19 protein-coding genes are annotated in these 16,481 nt (G+C 67.9%); 4 read left to right on the top strand and 15 right to left on the bottom strand.

All coding sequences use genetic code 11. The features are described 5' to 3' along the window. The first annotated feature begins 2 nt into the window (after positions 1-2). Positions 3-584, top strand: coding sequence for a TetR/AcrR family transcriptional regulator (locus G6N32_RS12080; protein WP_115319802.1), 582 nt, complete (start codon positions 3-5; stop codon positions 582-584). A 19-nt stretch (positions 585-603) separates the two neighbouring features. Here the strand turns inward: G6N32_RS12080 and G6N32_RS12075 are convergent, their stop codons facing one another. The 15 genes from G6N32_RS12075 to G6N32_RS12005 all read right to left on the bottom strand — a co-directional run bounded on the left by G6N32_RS12075 (position 604) and on the right by G6N32_RS12005 (position 12,946). After that, on the bottom strand, positions 604-999 hold the full coding sequence (locus tag G6N32_RS12075) for an ester cyclase (protein ID WP_115319801.1): 396 nt from the start codon (positions 997-999) through the stop codon (positions 604-606). Between the two features lie 105 nt (positions 1,000-1,104). Continuing rightward, positions 1,105-1,293: a helix-turn-helix domain-containing protein gene (locus tag G6N32_RS12070; protein WP_115321111.1), complete on the bottom strand. Its 189-nt coding sequence runs from the start codon at positions 1,291-1,293 to the stop codon at positions 1,105-1,107. Between the two features lie 96 nt (positions 1,294-1,389). Further along, positions 1,390-3,018: an ABC-F family ATP-binding cassette domain-containing protein gene (locus tag G6N32_RS12065; RefSeq protein ID WP_115319800.1), complete on the bottom strand. Its 1,629-nt coding sequence runs from the start codon at positions 3,016-3,018 to the stop codon at positions 1,390-1,392. A gap of 57 nt (positions 3,019-3,075) precedes the next feature. Then, positions 3,076-3,897 (bottom strand): enoyl-CoA hydratase, encoded by an 822-nt coding sequence (locus tag G6N32_RS12060; RefSeq protein WP_115319799.1) that lies wholly within the window; start codon positions 3,895-3,897, stop codon positions 3,076-3,078. A 26-nt stretch (positions 3,898-3,923) separates the two neighbouring features. Further along, positions 3,924-4,283 (bottom strand): thioredoxin, encoded by a 360-nt coding sequence (gene trxA, locus G6N32_RS12055; protein ID WP_115319798.1) that lies wholly within the window; start codon positions 4,281-4,283, stop codon positions 3,924-3,926. A gap of 66 nt (positions 4,284-4,349) precedes the next feature. Next, on the bottom strand, positions 4,350-5,465 hold the full coding sequence (locus tag G6N32_RS12050) for an oxidoreductase (protein ID WP_115321110.1): 1,116 nt from the start codon (positions 5,463-5,465) through the stop codon (positions 4,350-4,352). Then, positions 5,458-6,126, bottom strand: coding sequence for a hypothetical protein (locus G6N32_RS12045; protein WP_115319797.1), 669 nt, complete (start codon positions 6,124-6,126; stop codon positions 5,458-5,460). Before G6N32_RS12045 ends, G6N32_RS12050 begins: the two co-directional genes overlap by 8 nt. Then, complete coding sequence (locus tag G6N32_RS12040; protein ID WP_115319796.1) at positions 6,123-6,692, bottom strand: hypothetical protein; 570 nt, start codon at positions 6,690-6,692, stop codon at positions 6,123-6,125. The genes G6N32_RS12045 and G6N32_RS12040 overlap by 4 nt, the downstream gene beginning before the upstream one ends. A 9-nt stretch (positions 6,693-6,701) precedes the next feature. Then, positions 6,702-7,049, bottom strand: a complete 348-nt coding sequence (locus tag G6N32_RS12035; protein WP_115319795.1) for a metal-sulfur cluster assembly factor — start codon at positions 7,047-7,049, stop codon at positions 6,702-6,704. Further along, positions 7,046-7,510: a Fe-S cluster assembly sulfur transfer protein SufU gene (gene sufU / locus G6N32_RS12030; RefSeq protein WP_115319794.1), complete on the bottom strand. Its 465-nt coding sequence runs from the start codon at positions 7,508-7,510 to the stop codon at positions 7,046-7,048. The genes G6N32_RS12035 and sufU overlap by 4 nt, the downstream gene beginning before the upstream one ends. Then, the gene (locus G6N32_RS12025; protein ID WP_115319793.1) at positions 7,511-8,761 is read right to left on the bottom strand and encodes a cysteine desulfurase; all 1,251 of its coding nucleotides are present in this window, start codon (positions 8,759-8,761) and stop codon (positions 7,511-7,513) included. Between the two features lies 1 nt (position 8,762). After that, the gene (sufC, locus tag G6N32_RS12020; RefSeq protein WP_115319792.1) at positions 8,763-9,530 is read right to left on the bottom strand and encodes a Fe-S cluster assembly ATPase SufC; all 768 of its coding nucleotides are present in this window, start codon (positions 9,528-9,530) and stop codon (positions 8,763-8,765) included. Then, entirely contained in the window at positions 9,527-10,717 is a 1,191-nt protein-coding gene (gene sufD, locus G6N32_RS12015; protein WP_115319791.1) for a Fe-S cluster assembly protein SufD, read from the bottom strand. The genes sufC and sufD overlap by 4 nt, the downstream gene beginning before the upstream one ends. A gap of 30 nt (positions 10,718-10,747) precedes the next feature. Beyond that, a complete protein-coding gene (gene sufB, locus G6N32_RS12010) occupies positions 10,748-12,190 on the bottom strand; it encodes a Fe-S cluster assembly protein SufB (protein WP_115319790.1) in 1,443 nt (480 codons plus the stop codon). Positions 12,191-12,208: 18 nt separating this feature from the next. Continuing rightward, positions 12,209-12,946 carry a helix-turn-helix transcriptional regulator gene (locus G6N32_RS12005; RefSeq protein ID WP_410432684.1) on the bottom strand — a complete coding sequence of 246 codons (738 nt, stop codon included), beginning with the start codon at positions 12,944-12,946 and terminating at the stop codon, positions 12,209-12,211. Between the two features lie 45 nt (positions 12,947-12,991). Between G6N32_RS12005 and mptB the strand changes: the two genes are divergently transcribed. Genes mptB through G6N32_RS11990 form a run of 3 tightly spaced genes read left to right on the top strand, consistent with a single transcriptional unit; the run spans position 12,992 to position 16,439 of the window. Then, entirely contained in the window at positions 12,992-14,737 is a 1,746-nt protein-coding gene (mptB, locus tag G6N32_RS12000) for a polyprenol phosphomannose-dependent alpha 1,6 mannosyltransferase MptB (protein ID WP_163789241.1), read from the top strand. A 20-nt stretch (positions 14,738-14,757) separates the two neighbouring features. Next, complete coding sequence (locus tag G6N32_RS11995; RefSeq protein WP_115321109.1) at positions 14,758-15,666, top strand: ABC transporter ATP-binding protein; 909 nt, start codon at positions 14,758-14,760, stop codon at positions 15,664-15,666. Further along, the gene (locus tag G6N32_RS11990) at positions 15,663-16,439 is read left to right on the top strand and encodes an ABC transporter permease (protein WP_115319787.1); all 777 of its coding nucleotides are present in this window, start codon (positions 15,663-15,665) and stop codon (positions 16,437-16,439) included. Before G6N32_RS11995 ends, G6N32_RS11990 begins: the two co-directional genes overlap by 4 nt. The last annotated feature ends 42 nt before the right edge of the window (positions 16,440-16,481 follow it).

Genomic DNA, 16,481 nt, shown 5'->3' with positions numbered 1-16,481 from the left:
GGGTGCCCAAAGTCAGCGAGGATCATCTGGCGGCCCGCCGCCGCCAGATCCTCGACGGCGCACGGCGCTGCTTCGCCGAGTACGGCTATGAGCAGGCGACCGTGCGCCGGCTGGAGCAGACCATCGGTCTGTCACGCGGTGCGATATTCCATCATTACCGCGACAAGGACACCTTGTTCTTCGCGCTTGCCCGCGAGGATGCGGCCCGGATGGCCGAGGTGGCGGCGCGCGAGGGTCTCATCCAGGTGATGCGCGACATGCTGGCCGCGCCCGATCAATTCGATTGGCTGGCCACACGATTGGAGATCGCCCGCAAGCTGCGCAACGACCCGGTGTTTCACCGGGGCTGGGTGGAACGTTCGGCGGAATTGGCCTCGGCGACCTCGGAGCGGCTGCGCCAGCAGAAACAGGCTGGCCGGCTGCGCGACGACGTGCCGCCCGATGTGTTGCAGTGCTACCTGGACCTGGTGCTCGACGGACTGGTCGCGCGGCTGGCGACGGGCGAGGATCCCCAGCGGCTTTCAGCAGTGCTGGATCTGGTGGAGGATTCGGTGCGGGCCGACGATGCAGGCGGCCGGGCCTGACGGCACGCCCGCGACCGGGCTAGCCGATCTGCTCTCGCAGGGACGCGAAATCGGCGAGGTCCCATACGTGGGTGAACCTGTTGCCCTCGACGCGGTAGATGGTGAACTCGGAGATGGTCACGTCACGACCGGTCGGTTCGATCCCTTCGAAGACGCCGCGGTGGGTGCCGGTGACAGAGAAGTTCAGTGAGATGTGCGTCGCGTCGATGATCATGTTGCGCACCGTCCAACGCCAGTCCGGGAACGCCGCGACCAGTGGGGCGAACTGCGCGGTGACCGTCCGCGCGTCGGTGGGCGTGTCGTTGATGGAGATGATCGGGGCGTAGAACGTCGTCATGCGTTCGAAGTCATGATCGTTACAGGCGACGAGGTAGTCGAGATATAGGGACCGGAGCCGCTCGATGTCGCTGACCATCGTCTCATTTCTGTTCTGCGCTGTGCGCCAAACCTTTTCACAGACGGTGCCGACACTATCTCAACCGCCCCGGCAAAGCGGGACGCGCGCCAGTCGGGTCGAGCGCTACCGACGCGTGACGTGGTTGGGGCCACCGCGGCTGCGCATAGTGGTCCCGGACTCGCGTAACAGTGCGTGGATCGAGCCGTACGAACGGCCCGTCGACGCCACGAGGGTGCGAATGCTCGCGCCGCTCTCGTAGGCGTTTCGCAGAGAGTCCAGCAACTGGTCTCGAGCTTCGTTGGGCTTCCTCATGATCACCCTCCCCGGTGAATCCGCGCCGATAGCCATGAGAGTAGGAGCGTGGGTCGGCGCGTTGGGGGGAATGACCGAAATCGTTTATGCCAGTTGTCAGGCGAGCTCGATGAGGTCCCGATACTCGTCGGACCAGAAGTCCTCGGTGCCGTCCGGAAGCAGCACCACCCGTTGCGGGTCGAGCGCTTCGGCGGCGCCCGGATCGTGGGTCACCAGCACGACTGCACCCTGATAACTGCGCAGCGCGTCCAGAACCTGTTCGCGGGACGCGGGATCGAGGTTGTTGGTCGGCTCGTCGAGCAACAGCACGTTCGCCGTCGAGGCCACCAATCCCGCCAACGCCAGCCGGGTCTTCTCACCGCCGGACAGCGTGCCGGCCGGCTGCTCGAGTTGCGGACCGGTGAACATGAACGCGCCGAGCAGGCCGCGCAGGTCCTGCTCGCCGGTGTCCGGGGCGGCGTGGCGGATGTTCTCCCACACCGTCGCGTTGTTGTCGAGAGTGTCGTGTTCCTGCGCGAAATACCCGATCTTGAGGCCGTGACCGGGTTCCAGTCCGCCGGCGTCGGGAGTTTCGGTGCCGGCGATCAACCGGAGCAGGGTGGTCTTGCCCGCGCCGTTGAGGCCCAGCACCACCACGCGTGAGCCGCGGTCGATGGCCAGGTCGACGCCGGTGAACACCTCGAGGGAGCCGTAGTTCTTGGTCAGCCCTTTGACGACCAGCGGTGTCTTGCCGCACGGCGCCGGCGTCGGGAACTTGATCCGGGCCACCTTGTCGGCCACCCGCTCGGCGTCCAATTCGGCCATCATCCGCTCGGCGCGACGCAACATGTTCTGTGCGGCAACGGCTTTGGTGGCCTTGGCGCCCATCTTGGCGGCCTGGGTACGCAGCGCGCTGGCCTTCTTCTCGGCGTTGGCGCGTTCGCGGCGCCGGCGCTGCTCGTCGGTGGCGCGGGCGTCGAGGTACTTCTGCCAGCCCATGTTGTAGACGTCGGCTTCGCCGCGCACGGCGTCGAGGAACCACACCCGGTTGACCACATCGGCGAGCAGGTCGACGTCGTGGCTGATCACCACGAGCCCGCCGGTGTGGTTTTGCAGGAAGCCCCGCAGCCAGCCGATCGAGTCGGCATCGAGGTGGTTGGTGGGCTCGTCGAGCAACAGAGTGGTGGCCGAGCCGGATCCAGTGTCGCTGGCGGCGAACAGGATCCGGGACAGTTCGACGCGCCTGCGCTGACCGCCGGACAGGGTGCGTAGCGGCTGGGTGAGAACCCGATCGGGCAGACCGAGGCTGGCGCAGATGCGGCCCGCTTCGCTTTCGGCGGCGTATCCGCCGAGTGCGGCGAACCGTTCCTCGAGTTGGCCGTAGCGGCGTACCGCCTTGTCGCGGGCGGCCTCGTCGACCACCTCGGCCATCAATACCTGCTGCTTCTCCAGATCCGAGAGCAGCGTGTCCAGGCCGCGCGCCGAGAGCACCCGGTCGCGGGCCAGCACGTCGAGATCGCCCTCACGCGGATCCTGCGGCAGGTAGCCGATGTCTCCGGTGCGCACGACGGTTCCCGCGTAGGGCTCGCCCTCCCCCGCCAGGATCCGCAGGGTCGTCGTCTTGCCCGCGCCGTTGCGCCCGACCAGGCCGATGCGGTCGCCGGGCTGGATACGCAGCGCGGGTCCTTCGGCGAGGAGCAGTGTGCGCGCGCCGGCGCGGACCTCCAGGTCCGTTGCGGTAATCACGCGCGCACTACTCCTCTGTCGTAATCCCCGGGTCGGTTCGCTCGTGCCCCGAGGTGGTTACTTGTCGTCGGTGAAGACCGGGGCGCGGTTCTCGGCGCGCGCAGCGACCGCCTCTTCGAAGTTGGCGGTGAGCAGGCGCACATAAAGCTGCCCGAGGCCCTCGGCCTGCATATGTCCTTCCAGGCTACCGGCGTCCAGTCCACTCCACAGCGTCCGCTTGGTCAACTCGGTTCCGGGCCGGGAGAACGCCGCGATGCGGGCAGCGATCTCGAAGGCGACCGGCAGCAGGTCCTCGTCGGGCACCTGGCGGGACACCAAGCCGATCCGTTCGGCTTCCTGCGCATCGACGTCACGCCCGGTGAGCATGATCTCGAAGGCCCGCGATGAGCCGATCGCCCGTGGCAGCAGGTAGCTCAGGCCCAGTTCACTGGCGGTCAGCCCGTTGTTGATGCCGGCTGCGCGGAAGTAGGCGCCGGCGGCCGCGACCCGGATGTCGGCGGCCAGGGCCAGACATAACCCGCCGCCGATGGCCGCGCCGTTGACCGCGGCGATGATCGGCTGGTGCAGCTTGCGCATGGCGAGAATCACATCGTCGAGCACGTCCATCGAGCGCAGCCCGAACGACGGGCGGGTCAGCCCGGCGACGTGCGGGACCGAGCCTGCGGATTTGTGGTCGGCGCCCGACGAGAATCCCCGGCCGGCGCCGGTCAGCACGACCGCGCGCACGTCGTTGTCGTGCTTGAGTTCGGTGAGGACTTCCCGCAACGGCAGCATGACGTCGAACGCCATGGAGTTCATCCGCTCGGGCCGGTTCAGGGTGACCAGAGCGATGTTGGGCTGCGGTTTATCGACGAGGACGAAACCTGTGTCACGAATCACCCGTGCACGGTAACCCGCCTACTAGGTCAGGCGTCCTCGGACTGGGACGAGACCGCGGAGTCGACGTCGAACTCCTTGACCTGGCGGATGAGGTCCTCCAGCGCGGCGGGCGGAAGGGCACCGGCCTGGTTAAAGATCAGCTTGCCCTTCTTGAACGCCATCAGCGTCGGGATGGAGCGGATCTCGGCGGCGGCCGCCAGTTCCTGCTCGGCCTCGGTGTCGACCTTGCCGTAGACGACGTCCGGGTGCTGTTCCGACGACGCGGTGAAGGTCGGGGCGAAGGCCCGGCACGGTCCGCACCACGACGCCCAGAAGTCAACCAGCACGATGTCGTTGCCGGTGATGGTGTCGTTGAAGTTCTGTGCGGTCAGGTCTTGGGTAGCCACGTCAGTCCTAACGTCTGGTTGTCGCTGTGTGTTCCCTGTAACTGTCAGTACAAACGGGGTCGCTCTTTAATACAAACGGGCCAGCGCGCTGGCCGCATCGAAACCGGCGAACTCGTCGAGCGCGCCGTCGCGCAGGTGGTTGACCCACGCCGGGTCGGCGAGCAGGGCACGCCCGACCGCGACGATGTCGAATTCGCCGGCCTCGAACTGGTCGAGCAGCCGGTCGATGGGCGACGGCGGGATCGGGCCGCTGCCCGCACCGGGGTTGAACTCGGTCTCCAGGCCCACCGAGCCGACGGCGATGACGGGCAGGCCGGTCATCTTCTTGGTCCAGCCGGCCAGGCTCAGGTGCGGGTCCTCGCCGGGGAAGCCGGGCAGGTAGTGCCGTCGCGTCGACGGGTGCAATATGTCCACGCCGGCCTCGACCAGCGGGGCCAGCAGTTGCTCGAGTTCTGCTGCGCTGCCGGCCACCTGCGCGTCGTAGCGGTTCATCTTCCACTGCGAAAAGCGGTAGATGATCGGGAAGCCGGGACCCACGGCCGCCCGCACCGCAGCGACCACCTCGGCCGGGAACCGGGTGCGCGCCGCCAGCGAGCCGCCGTAGCCGTCGGTGCGGTGATTGGTGTGCTCCCAGAGGAATTGGTCGAGCAGGTAGCCGTGGGCGCCGTGGATCTCGACGGCGTCGAAGCCGGCCGCCCGGGCGTTGGCGGCCGCCAGGGCGTACGCCTGCGCGAGCGCCGGCAGCTCGTCGGCGTCCAGCGCGCGGCCGGTCGCGCCGCCGGCGATGTCGATGCCCGACGGGCTGACCGGCGTCTGCTCGGGACGGTCCCCGTCGTGGACACCGCGCGCGACGCCCTGATGCCAGAGCTGGGCGGCGATCGTCGCACCCTCGGCGTGCACGGCGTCGGTGACTGCGCGCCAGCCGGCCAGCACATCGTCACCGTCCAGGTTCGGGATGCGGTCCGGCCAGCCGGCGGCCGGATGCGGAATCCGAACGCCCTCAGTGATGATCAGTCCGGTTCCGCCTGCCGCGCGGCGGCCGTAATAGGCGGCCACGTCGGGTCCCGGGACACCGTCCGGCGAGGCGGCGCGGGTCATCGGTGCCATCGCAAACCGGTTGGGCACGGTCAGCGACCCGACGGTCACCGGGGTGAACAGCTCCTCCAGGCGTGCATCATCCATGAGTTGTTGCAACACCGCCGCCGACGGCATTGATTCCTCGCCGGAAGAAGTCGGCGATGTCGGTGGCCAGGGTGTCGACGTCGGCGGTGAGATCGAGTGCGCGCACGGCGCCGAAGGGCGCGTTCCACAGCGGTCCGGTGCGCGGCGCGGTGGCGAAGTCCCACGGGCCGACATAGGCGTAGGGCAGTTCATGGAAGTCGTCGCCCGCCGAAACCCCGTAGTTGACCTCCTCGAGGGTGGCGGCGACATCGAGGTGTTCGGGCCAGAGCACCGGATGCGCTTCTGGCAGAGCGGCTTTGATCGCGAACCCGCCGGCGTAAAGGCTGCGGTAGATGGTGTCCGCGGCGCCGGCGTCGATGTCGAGAACGGTGTCGGACTCCAATTCGGCGACCGCGCGATACACCGTGGCCGGCGGCGGACCGACATCGAGTCCGGTGGCGGCGGCCAGGTCACGCACCCGGCCCGCCAGCGGGATGCTGCCGTCCGGCCACACCAACGTGGTCCCGCGCACCGCGACCGCCAGCGTGGTGGCGGTGAAGCCGTCCGGACGAACGGCCAGCCGGATCGTCCCCGTCGCGCGGTACTGCGGCCCGGCAAGGAAACTCTCGGCGATGCCGTGCAATTGACGGCGGGTGGCCACCACTGTGGGTTCTGCTATCACTGAGCCGTTCCTCCGGTGCGCTCGATCAGCGCCACCGCACGTTCGCGGGCGCGATCGGCGTTGGTCAGCAATTGATCTCGGCGGCCGGGCCACCAGAACAGCTCGAAGCCCAGGAGCACCAGGTACACGCAGGATGCGATGAGGTCACGGGTCGAGCCGAATACCGCGTCCCACCCGGCAATTCCGATCGCGACCACGAGGATCAGGGGCAGCACCCACCGGAATGGCCGCCCGGTCTCGGCGGACTTGCGCAGGCCGTCGGCGTAGTCCACCACCGGCTGCGCCAGGGCGGGGTCGCCGATGCGGCCGCCCCAGCGGGTGACCCCGGCAACGCGCACGCGCTGTTCACCGGTCAATGCCGAGGCGCCGGGCCAGAACGTCACCATCCGCGTGCCCAGCCAGATCCCGTAGACCACCGCGACGATGGCGCCGGCCAGCAGGGCGGGGAACCACAGTCCGGAGTCCAGCCAGGCCAGCAGACCGATGACGACGCCGGCGCTCACGCCGACCAGGACGGACCGCGTCACCGCACCGCCGCGCCACACGAAGGCGGGGACGGTGAGCATCTGCTCAGATTAGACAGTGAACCCCAGCGCGCGGAGCTGTTCGCGGCCGTCCTCGGTGATCTTGTCCGGACCCCACGGCGGGTTCCACACCCAGTTGATCTTGGCCTCGTTGACCAGCCCGGCACCGACCAGTGCCGTGAGGGTCTGGTCTTCGATCACATCGGTCAGCGGGCAGGCCGCCGAGGTCAGTGTCATGTCGATGAGCGCCACCGTTCCGGCGTCGCCGTTCTCGACGTTCAGGTCGTAGACCAGGCCGAGGTCGACGACGTTGATCCCCAGCTCGGGATCCACCACGTCCCGCATGGCTTCCTCGATGTCGTCGAGCAGCGGATTGGGCAGCTGATCAGATTCAGTCATCGCTTGTCCTCCAAGTCTTTTCGATGCGATGCCTGGGCCACCGCGTCTTTGAACGCCAGCCAGCCCAGCAGCGCGCACTTCACCCGAGCCGGATACTTCGCCACACCGGCAAAGGCCACGCCGTCGCCGAGTACATCCTCGTCGCCCTCGACGGTGCCCCGCGACGACACCATCTCGGTGAACGCCGCCACGGTCTTGAGGGCGTCGCCGACGGTCAGCCCGATCACCTGGTCGGTGAGCACCGAGGTGGCCGCCTGGCTGATCGAGCAGCCCTGGCCGTCGTAGGAGATGTCGACGACCTGTTCGCCGTCCCCGGACAGCGCCACCCGCAGCGTCACCTCGTCGCCGCACGTCGGGTTGACGTGATGCACCTCGGCGCCGAACGGCTCACGCAGCCCGCGGTGGTGCGGGTGCTTGTAGTGGTCCAGGATCACTTCCTGGTACATCTGCTCGAGTTTCACTCAATCCCGCCCAAAGAAGTCGATGGCCCGCTTGACGCCCGCCACCAGGCGATCCACCTCGTCGACGGTGTTGTAGACGGCGAACGATGCGCGGGCGGTGGCGGCGATGCCGAACCGGCGGTGCAGCGGCCACGCGCAGTGGTGCCCGACGCGCACGGCCACGCCGTCGTCGTCGAGCACCTGACCGACGTCGTGGGCATGAACCCCGTCGACGACGAAACTCACCGGCGAGCCGCGGTGTTCCATGCTGGTCGGCCCGATAATGCGTACCTGCGGAATGGCTCCGAGGCCTTCCAGCGCGGCGGCGACCAGCTCGTTCTCGTGCGCCTCGACGGCGCCCATCCCGATCTTGTCCAAATACCGTGCGGCCGCACCCAATCCGACCACCTGCGAGGTCATCGGCGTGCCCGCCTCGAACCGCTGCGGTGCCGGCGCATAGGTGGCGCCCTCCATGGTGACGGTCTCGATCATCGAACCGCCGGTGAGGAACGGCGGCATCGCCTCGAGCAGCTCACGCCGGCCGTACAGCACGCCGATACCGGTGGGTCCGAGCATCTTGTGCCCGGAGAACGCGGCGTAGTCGACGTCGAGGCCGTGGAAGTCCACCGGCTGGTGCGGCACCGACTGGCAGGCGTCCAGCACGGTCAACGCACCGACGGACCGGGCCCGCCGGACAATCTCGGCGACGGGTGCCACCGCGCCGGTGACGTTCGAATGATGGCTGAAGGCAACGACTTTCACCCGCTCGTCGAGCTGCAACGAATCGAGATCGATGCGGCCGTCGTCGGTCACGCCGTACCAGCGCAGGGTCGCCCCGGTGCGGCGGGCGAGCTCCTGCCAGGGGATCAGGTTGGCGTGGTGTTCCAGCTCGGTGGTGACGATGACGTCGCCGGGGCCGACCGCCATCTCGAACCGCTTGTCCCCCAGCACGTACGACACCAGGTTGAGCGACTCGGTGGCGTTCTTGGTGAACACCAGCTCGTCGGTGTCGGCACCGACGAACGACGCGATATCGGCACGGCCCTGCTCGTAGGCGTCGGTCGACTCCTCCATCAGCTGGTGCGCACCGCGATGCACCGCCCCGTTGGACGTGGTCAGAAACTCGCGCTCGGCATCGAGAACCTGCAGCGGTTTCTGCGACGTCGCCCCGGAATCCAGGTAGGCCAGCTGGTGTCCGCCCCGCATCACCCGACTGAGGATCGGGAAATCCGCGCGGATACCCACGACGTCCAGGTCGACCGAGGCGGTCATGTCAGGCTCCTGCCGCCGCCTGGGTGAAGCGCACGTAGCCGTTCTCTTCCAGCTCGTCGGCCAGCTCGGCGCCGCCGGACTCGACGATCCGGCCGTCGACGAAGACGTGGACGAACTGCGGGTGGATGTAGCGCAGGATCCGGGTGTAGTGCGTGATCAGCAGGACACCGGCATGCTCGGCCTCGGCGTAGCGGTTGACGCCCTCGGACACCACCCGCAGGGCGTCGACGTCCAGGCCGGAGTCCGTCTCGTCGAGGATCGCGATCTTCGGCTTCAGCAGACCCAGCTGCAGGATCTCGTGGCGCTTCTTCTCGCCACCGGAAAAGCCTTCGTTCACACTGCGTTCGGCGAACTGCGGGTCGATCTCCAGATCGGTCATCGCCGCCTTGACTTCCTTGACCCAGTGCCGCAGCTTCGGGGCCTCGCCGCGGACCGCGGTCGCCGCGGTGCGCAGGAAGTTCGACATCGACACCCCGGGCACCTCGACCGGGTACTGCATGGCCAGGAACAGGCCGGCGCGGGCGCGTTCGTCGACGCTCATCGCCAGCACGTCCTCACCGTCGAGCGTGATCGACCCCGACGTGACGTGGTACTTGGGGTGGCCGGCGATCGAATACGACAGTGTGGACTTGCCGGAACCGTTGGGGCCCATGACCGCATGGGTCTCCCCCGAATTCACGGTCAGGTTGACGCCCTTGAGGATCTCTTTCTCGGTGCCGTCTTCGTTGGCGACGCTGACGTGAAGATCCTTGATTTCCAAAGTGCTCATGGCTGTGTGGCTTTCGACTCAGTGATGGCAAGTTCTCGTTCGATGGCATCGGTCAGGCGCTCGCGCACCTCGGGGACCGCGATTTTGGCGATGATCTCGTTGAAGAAACCGCGCACCACCAGCCGGCGGGCTTGCGCCTCCGGGATGCCGCGGGCGCGCAGGTAGAACAGCTGCTCGTCGTCGAAACGGCCGGTGGCACTGGCGTGCCCGGCGCCGACGATCTCGCCGGTCTCGATCTCCAGGTTGGGCACCGAGTCGGCACGCGCGCCGTCGGTGAGCACCAGGTTGCGATTCACCTCGAAGGTGTCGGTGCCGGTGGCCTCGGCCCGGATCAGCACGTCGCCCACCCAGACGGTGTGCGCATCGGGCTTCTTGGAATCCGGATCCCCTTGCAGCGCACCCTTGTACAGCACATCCGACTTGCAGTTGGGCTGCGCGTGGTCGACCAGCAACCGGGACTCGAAGAACTGCCCGGCGTCGGCGAAGTAAGTGCCGAGCATCTTGGCGTCCCCGCCGGGGCCGGCGAACCGCACCGTGGTCGAGGTCCGCACCACGTCGCCGCCGAGGGTGACGTTGACGTGGCCGAGCACCGAGTCCTTGCCGAGCTTGGCGTGGTGCGCGCTCACGTGCACCATGTCGTCGGCGAAGTCCGCGATCCAGATGACGCCCAGGCCGGCGGAGTCGCCGACGATGATCTCGACGTTGTCGGCATAGGTACCGCTGCCGCGCAGGTCGACGACGACGATCGCGCGGGACAATTCCTCGACCCGGATCTGCAGGTGACCGTAGGCCACCCCACCCTCACCGGGGCCGTCGACGGTGATCTCGATCGGCTCGGCGACTTCGGTGTCGCGCGCGACGGTCACCACCGTCGCCGTGTTGAACGACGAGAACGCCTGCGCAGCAACCCGATCGCTGGGCACCCCGCCCTGGCCGAGTCGTTCGTCACCGCGCCGGACGGTCTCGACCGTGACACCGGGACGCTCGGTCACCGTGATCGCGGCGGTGCCATTGGCGACGGCCGAACCGTCGTGCAGGCCACGAAGTCGCTTCAGCGGGGTGAACCGCCACAGCTCATCGCGACCGCCGGGCACCTCGAAGGCGTCGACGTCGAACGAGCTGAATTGCTCGCCCTTGTTGGCGGCAGTGAGGCGCGAACCCTCAACTGCCTTAGTCAGATTGCTCATATATTTTTCCCGTCGCTTCGCTCGCCCGAGCTAGCCGACAGCACCTTCCATTTGCAGCTCGATCAGCCGGTTCAACTCCAGGGCGTATTCCATGGGCAGTTCCTTGGCGATCGGCTCGACGAAGCCGCGCACGACCATCGCCATTGCCTCGTCCTCGGTCATGCCGCGGCTCATCAGGTAGAACAGCTGATCCTCGCTGACCTTCGACACGGTGGCCTCGTGGCCCATCGTGACGTCGTCCTCGCGGATGTCGACGTAGGGGTAGGTGTCGCTACGGCTGATGGAGTCGACCAGCAGCGCATCGCATTTCACGCTCGCGCGAGATCCGTGCGCGCCCTTGTTGACCTGGACCAGGCCGCGGTAGGACGCCCGGCCACCGCCACGGGCCACCGACTTGGACACGATGTTGCTCGACGTGTACGGGGCCAGGTGCAGCATCTTGGCGCCGGTGTCCTGATGCTGCCCCTCGCCGGCGAAGGCCACCGAGAGAACCTCGCCCTTGGCGTGCTCACCGGTCATCCACACCGCCGGGTACTTCATCGTGACCTTCGAACCGATGTTGCCGTCGACCCACTCCATGGTGGCGCCGGCCTCGGCGCGGGCACGCTTGGTGACCAGGTTGTAGACGTTGTTCGACCAGTTCTGGATGGTCGTGTAACGGCAACGGCCACCGGGCTTCACGATGATCTCGACGACCGCGGAGTGCAGCGAGTCGCTCTTGTAGATCGGCGCGGTACACCCCTCGACGTAGTGCACGTAGGCGTCTTCGTCGACGATGATCAGCGTCCGCTCGAACTGGCCCATGTTCTCGGTGTTGATCCGGAAGTAGGCCTGCAGCGGGATGTCGACGTGCACGCCCCTGGGGACGTAGATGAACGAACCACCCGACCACACCGCGGTGTTGAGCGCGGAGAACTTGTTGTCCCCGGCCGGGATCACGGTGCCGAAGTACTGCCGAAACAGCTCCGGGTGCTCACGCAGGCCCGAGTCGGTGTCCAGGAAGATCACACCCTGGGCCTCGAGGTCCTCGCGGATCGAGTGGTAGACCACCTCGGACTCGTACTGTGCGGCCACACCGGAGACCAGGCGCTGCTTCTCCGCCTCGGGGATACCGAGCCGGTCGTAGGTGTTCTTGATGTCGGCGGGCAGGTCATCCCAGGTGGCGGCCTGCTTCTCGCTGGAGCGCACGAAGTACTTGATGTTGTCGAAGTCGATGCCCTCGAGGTTGGATCCCCAGTTCGGCATCGGCTTCTTGTCGAACGTGCGCAGTGCCTTGAGTCGGATGTCGAGCATCCACTCCGGCTCGCTCTTCTTGCCGGAGATGTCGCGCACCACAGCCTCGGACAGCCCGCGCTGCGCGCTGGCACCCGCAACGTCGGAGTCCGACCAGCCGTAGCCGTACTTGCCCAGCGAAGCGATGGTTTCTTCCTGGGTCAGCGGCTCGGCCGGCTTGGCTTCCGGGGTGAGTGTCATGGTGACGCTCCTTCTGGTCTAGTGGTGTGCCGGCGTGAGCGGCACGTGGGTGGTGCAGGCGCAGTCGCCGTTGGCGATGGTTGCCAGTCGCTGAACGTGGGTGCCGAGGATCTCGGACATCGCCTCCTTCTCGGCTTCGCACAGTTCCGGAAACTCTTCGGCGACATGCGAGACCGGGCAGTGATGCTGGCAGATCTGGATGCCCTGCATGGGTCCGCCTACCCGCGTCGTCGTGGCCGCGTAACCAGCCTTGGTCATCGCGTCGGCGACCCGCTCGGCCGTGGACTCGACGTCCTCGGGGCCCTGCGCGACTCCCGCAAGGATGGCGTCGATACGGCGCCGGGCGAACGCCTGCACCGCCTGATCGCCGCCGATTTCGCGCAGTTGGCGGATCGCGGCGGAAGCCAGGTCGTCGTAGGTGTGTTCCAGCTTGGCCCGGCCGGCCGCGGTGAGCCGGTAGCGCTTGGCGGGCCGGCCCCGGCCTGCCTGCTGCCATGCCGCCGCGGCGTTGGCCTCGGCGTCGCCGGCCTCGATCAGCGCGTCGAGGTGCCTGCGCACACCGGCGGCGGAGATGCCCAGCCGCTGGCCGATCTCGGCGGCGGTGATCGATCCCGACTCGAGCAGGAGCTGCACAATCGCCCGGCGGGTCTGCCCGTCATGCACAGCGGTGCCCACCACGGGCACAGCGTCGGCATCGGACGGGAATTTCACAACACCAGTGTTACGCAATTGCCCGAACAGGTCTAGCAAGGGCACCCTTAGCAAGCTGAGGGCGAAAAAGCCGCCCGTTAGAGTGCTGTGGTGGCAGCCCGCCAGCTTTCGCTGAGTTCGTCAATCGCCCGTCTGCACGGCGATGAACGCACCGTTGGCGCGCCACTCAACGACGCCGAATTCCGCGCCATGCGCCGGACCCGGTTGTTCGGTGCCACCGGAACAGTACTGATGGCAATCGGTGCGCTCGGCGCCGGCGCCCGCCCCGTCGTGCAGGACCCCACCTTCGGGGTACGGCTGCTGAATCTGCCGTCGCGCATCCAGACCGTCTCACTGACCATGACCACCACCGGTGCGGTGATGATGGCGTTGGCCTGGCTGATGCTCGGCCGCTTCGCCCTGGGCAGCCGCCGGATGTCGCGCAGTCAGCTTGATCACACCCTGCTGCTCTGGATCATCCCGCTGCTGATCGCTCCGCCGATGTACAGCAAGGACGTCTACTCCTACCTGGCGCAGAGTCAGATCTCGGCCAACGGGCTCAATCCCTACAAGGTCGGGCCCGCCCCCGGACTGGGCCTGGACCATGTCTTCACCCTGTCGGTGCCCAGCCTGTGGCGCGAGACCCCTGCGCCCTACGGCCCGCTGTTCTTGTGGATCGGACGCGGGATTTCGGCCCTGACCGGGGAGAACATCGTCGCCGCTGTCCTGAGTCACCGCGTGGTGGTGCTGCTCGGCGTCGGGATGATCGTGTGGGCGGTGCCGCGACTGGCCCGCCGCTGCGGCGTCGCCGAGGTCAGTGCGCTGTGGCTCGGTGCGGCCAACCCGCTGCTGCTGATGCATCTGGTCGCCGGCATCCACAACGAGGCGCTGATGCTGGGCCTGATGCTCACCGGAACCGAATTCGCCCTGCGCGGCATCGACTCCGCCAAGCCACTGTGGCCACGGCCGATGCACTGGCCGCACGGGCGCGACCAGTGGGCGCAGTGGATGCCGCCCGCGATGCTGGTGCTGGGCTCGGTGCTGATCACGATGTCCTCGCAGGTGAAGTTGCCGGGCCTGTTGGCCCTGGGCTTTGTGGGGATGGCCCTGGCCTACCGCTGGGGGTCGACCGTCAGGGCGTTCCTGCTGGCCAGCGCGTTCATGGGGTCGCTGTCGCTGGTGGTGATGGCGATCATCGGCTGGGCCAGCGGCCTCGGCTTCGGCTGGGTGTTCACGCTCGGCACCGCCAACGTGGTGCGCAGCTGGATGTCTCCGCCGACTCTGCTGGCGCTGGGTACCGGCCAGGTCGGGATCCTGCTCGGGCTGGGTGACCACACCACTGCCGTGCTGTCGCTGACCCGCGCCATGGGTGTGCTGATCATCATGATCACCGTCACCTGGCTGCTGCTGGCCGTGATGCGAGGCCGGCTGCATCCGGTCGGCGGTCTGGGTGTGGCGCTGGGCGCGACCGTGTTGCTGTTTCCCGTCGTCCAGCCCTGGTACCTGCTGTGGGCCATCATCCCGCTGGCCGCCTGGGCCACCAGGCCGGGCTTCCGCATCGCAACCATCGCGGTGTCGCTCGTCGTCGGGATCTTCGGGCCAACAGCCAACGGCGACCGCTTCGCGCTGTTCCAGATCGTCGACGCCACCCTGGCCAGCACGGTGATCGTGCTGATGCTGATCGCGATGACGTTCCACCGGCTGCCCTGGCGCACGGTGCCCGGAACCAACGAAACGTTCAGCGGTCAGGAGCCCGACACATCGCCCACCCCGGAGTCCGGCACACCCTCGCCGGAGCCACCGACCGAACCACCGACGCCGCGCCCGGCGCCCGGCGCATACGCTGAGTCACCGTGAGTTCCGGCCGCGAAATCCCCGTGCGACTGCGCGGGGTGTCCAAGCACTACGGGTCGACGACGGCCGTGGCGAATCTCGATCTCGAGGTGCACGCCGCCGAAGTGCTGGCCCTGCTCGGCCCGAACGGCGCGGGCAAGACCACGACCGTCGAGATGTGCGAGGGATTCACCCGGCCCGACGGCGGCACCATCGAGGTGCTTGGCCTGGACCCGGTCGCCGACAACGCGCGAGTGCGCGAGCGGATCGGCGTCATGCTGCAGGGCGGCGGCGGTTACCCGGCCGCACGGGCCGGCGAGATGCTGAGCCTGGTGGCCTCCTACGCCGCAAACCCACTCGACCCGGCCTGGCTGCTGGACACGTTGGGACTGACGGACGCCGCCCGCACCACCTACCGCAGGCTTTCCGGCGGCCAGCAGCAGCGGCTGGCGCTGGCATGCGCCCTGGTCGGCCGGCCCGAGCTGGTCTTCCTCGACGAGCCCACCGCCGGCATGGACGCGCACGCGCGACTGGTGGTGTGGGAGCTCATCGACGCGCTGCGCCGCGACGGCGTCACGGTGGTGCTGACCACCCACCAGCTCAAGGAGGCCGAGGAGCTCGCCGACCGGATCGTGATCATCGACCACGGCGCGGCCGTCGCGTCGGGCACGCCCGCGGAGCTGATGAATTCCGGCGCCGAAGGCCAGTTGCGATTCTCGGCGCCCCGCCAGCTCGACCTGTCGCTGTTGATCGCGGCGTTACCGGAAGGCTATGCAGCCAAAGAGGTTTCGCCCGGTGAATACCTGGTGGAGGGCAAGATCGACCCGCAGGTGCTGGCGACCGTCACCGCGTGGTGCGCGCGGCTCGACGTGCTGGCCACCGATGTCCGGGTCGAGCAGCGCAGCCTCGAAGACGTGTTCCTGGAGTTGACCGGTAGGGAGTTGCGGTCATGACGAGTGAGCTCTTCCCGCCGGGCACCTTCGCGCCCGACCCGCGGCCCAGCACCGTGCCGCGGATGCTGGCCGCACAGTACGGCCTCGAGCTGAAACTGTTGCTGCGCAACGGCGAACAGCTGTTGTTGACGATGTTCATCCCGATCACTCTGCTGATCGGGCTCACGCTGTTGCCGTTCGGCTCGTTCGGCGCGCACCGGGTCGCGGTGTTCGTTCCGGCGATCATGGCGTTGGCGGTGATCTCGACGGCGTTCACCGGCCAGGCGATCGCCGTCGCGTTCGACCGCCGCTACGGGGCGCTGAAACGGTTGGGCGCCACCGCACTTCCGGTGTGGGGCATCATCGCCGGCAAATCGCTGGCCGTCGTGACGGTGGTGTTCCTGCAGGCATTGCTGCTCGGTGGCATCGGTTTGACGCTCGGCTGGCGTCCGCATCCGGTCGGCCTGCTACTCGGCGCGCTGGTGATCGCGCTGGGCACCGCGGGTTTCGCGGCGATGGGTCTGCTGCTGGGCGGAACGCTGCGCGCCGAGATCGTGCTGGCTGTCGCCAACCTGCTGTGGTTCGTGTTCGCCGGGCTGGGGGCACTCACCCTGGAGACCGGCGCGATTCCGCGCGGGGTGGCCTGGGTGGCGCGGCTTACGCCGTCCGGAGCACTCACCGAGGCACTGACCCGCGCGATGTCGCTGTCGGTCGACTGGTTCGGCATCGCGGTACTCGCGGTGTGGGGCGTGGTGTCGGCGCTGGCGGCGCTGCGCTGGTTCCGGTTCACCTAGGCGCGCAAGCCGGTCCCTACTACGCCGGTCCCTACTACGGGG

Origin of the sequence: Mycolicibacterium aichiense, assembly GCF_010726245.1 — a bacterium.
Classification (GTDB): Bacteria; Actinomycetota; Actinomycetes; order Mycobacteriales; family Mycobacteriaceae; genus Mycobacterium; species Mycobacterium aichiense.
This window is presented reverse-complemented; position numbering and strand designations above follow the sequence as displayed.

Excerpts from the sequence above, each read along its gene's own strand:
- G6N32_RS11990 (WP_115319787.1), top strand. The coding sequence starts at position 15,663 with ATGACGAGTGAGCTCTTCCCGCCGGGCACCTTCGCGCCCGACCCGCGG.
- G6N32_RS12025 (WP_115319793.1), bottom strand. The coding sequence starts at position 8,761 with ATGACCGCCTCGGTCGACCTGGACGTCGTGGGTATCCGCGCGGATTTC.
- sufD (WP_115319791.1), bottom strand. The coding sequence starts at position 10,717 with ATGAGCAATCTGACTAAGGCAGTTGAGGGTTCGCGCCTCACTGCCGCC.
- G6N32_RS12075 (WP_115319801.1), bottom strand. The coding sequence starts at position 999 with ATGGTCAGCGACATCGAGCGGCTCCGGTCCCTATATCTCGACTACCTC.
- sufC (WP_115319792.1), bottom strand. The coding sequence starts at position 9,530 with ATGAGCACTTTGGAAATCAAGGATCTTCACGTCAGCGTCGCCAACGAA.
- G6N32_RS12040 (WP_115319796.1), bottom strand. The coding sequence starts at position 6,692 with ATGCTCACCGTCCCCGCCTTCGTGTGGCGCGGCGGTGCGGTGACGCGG.
- G6N32_RS12050 (WP_115321110.1), bottom strand. The coding sequence starts at position 5,465 with ATGGATGATGCACGCCTGGAGGAGCTGTTCACCCCGGTGACCGTCGGG.
- G6N32_RS12070 (WP_115321111.1), bottom strand. The coding sequence starts at position 1,293 with ATGAGGAAGCCCAACGAAGCTCGAGACCAGTTGCTGGACTCTCTGCGA.
- G6N32_RS12035 (WP_115319795.1), bottom strand. The coding sequence starts at position 7,049 with ATGACTGAATCTGATCAGCTGCCCAATCCGCTGCTCGACGACATCGAG.
- sufB (WP_115319790.1), bottom strand. The coding sequence starts at position 12,190 with ATGACACTCACCCCGGAAGCCAAGCCGGCCGAGCCGCTGACCCAGGAA.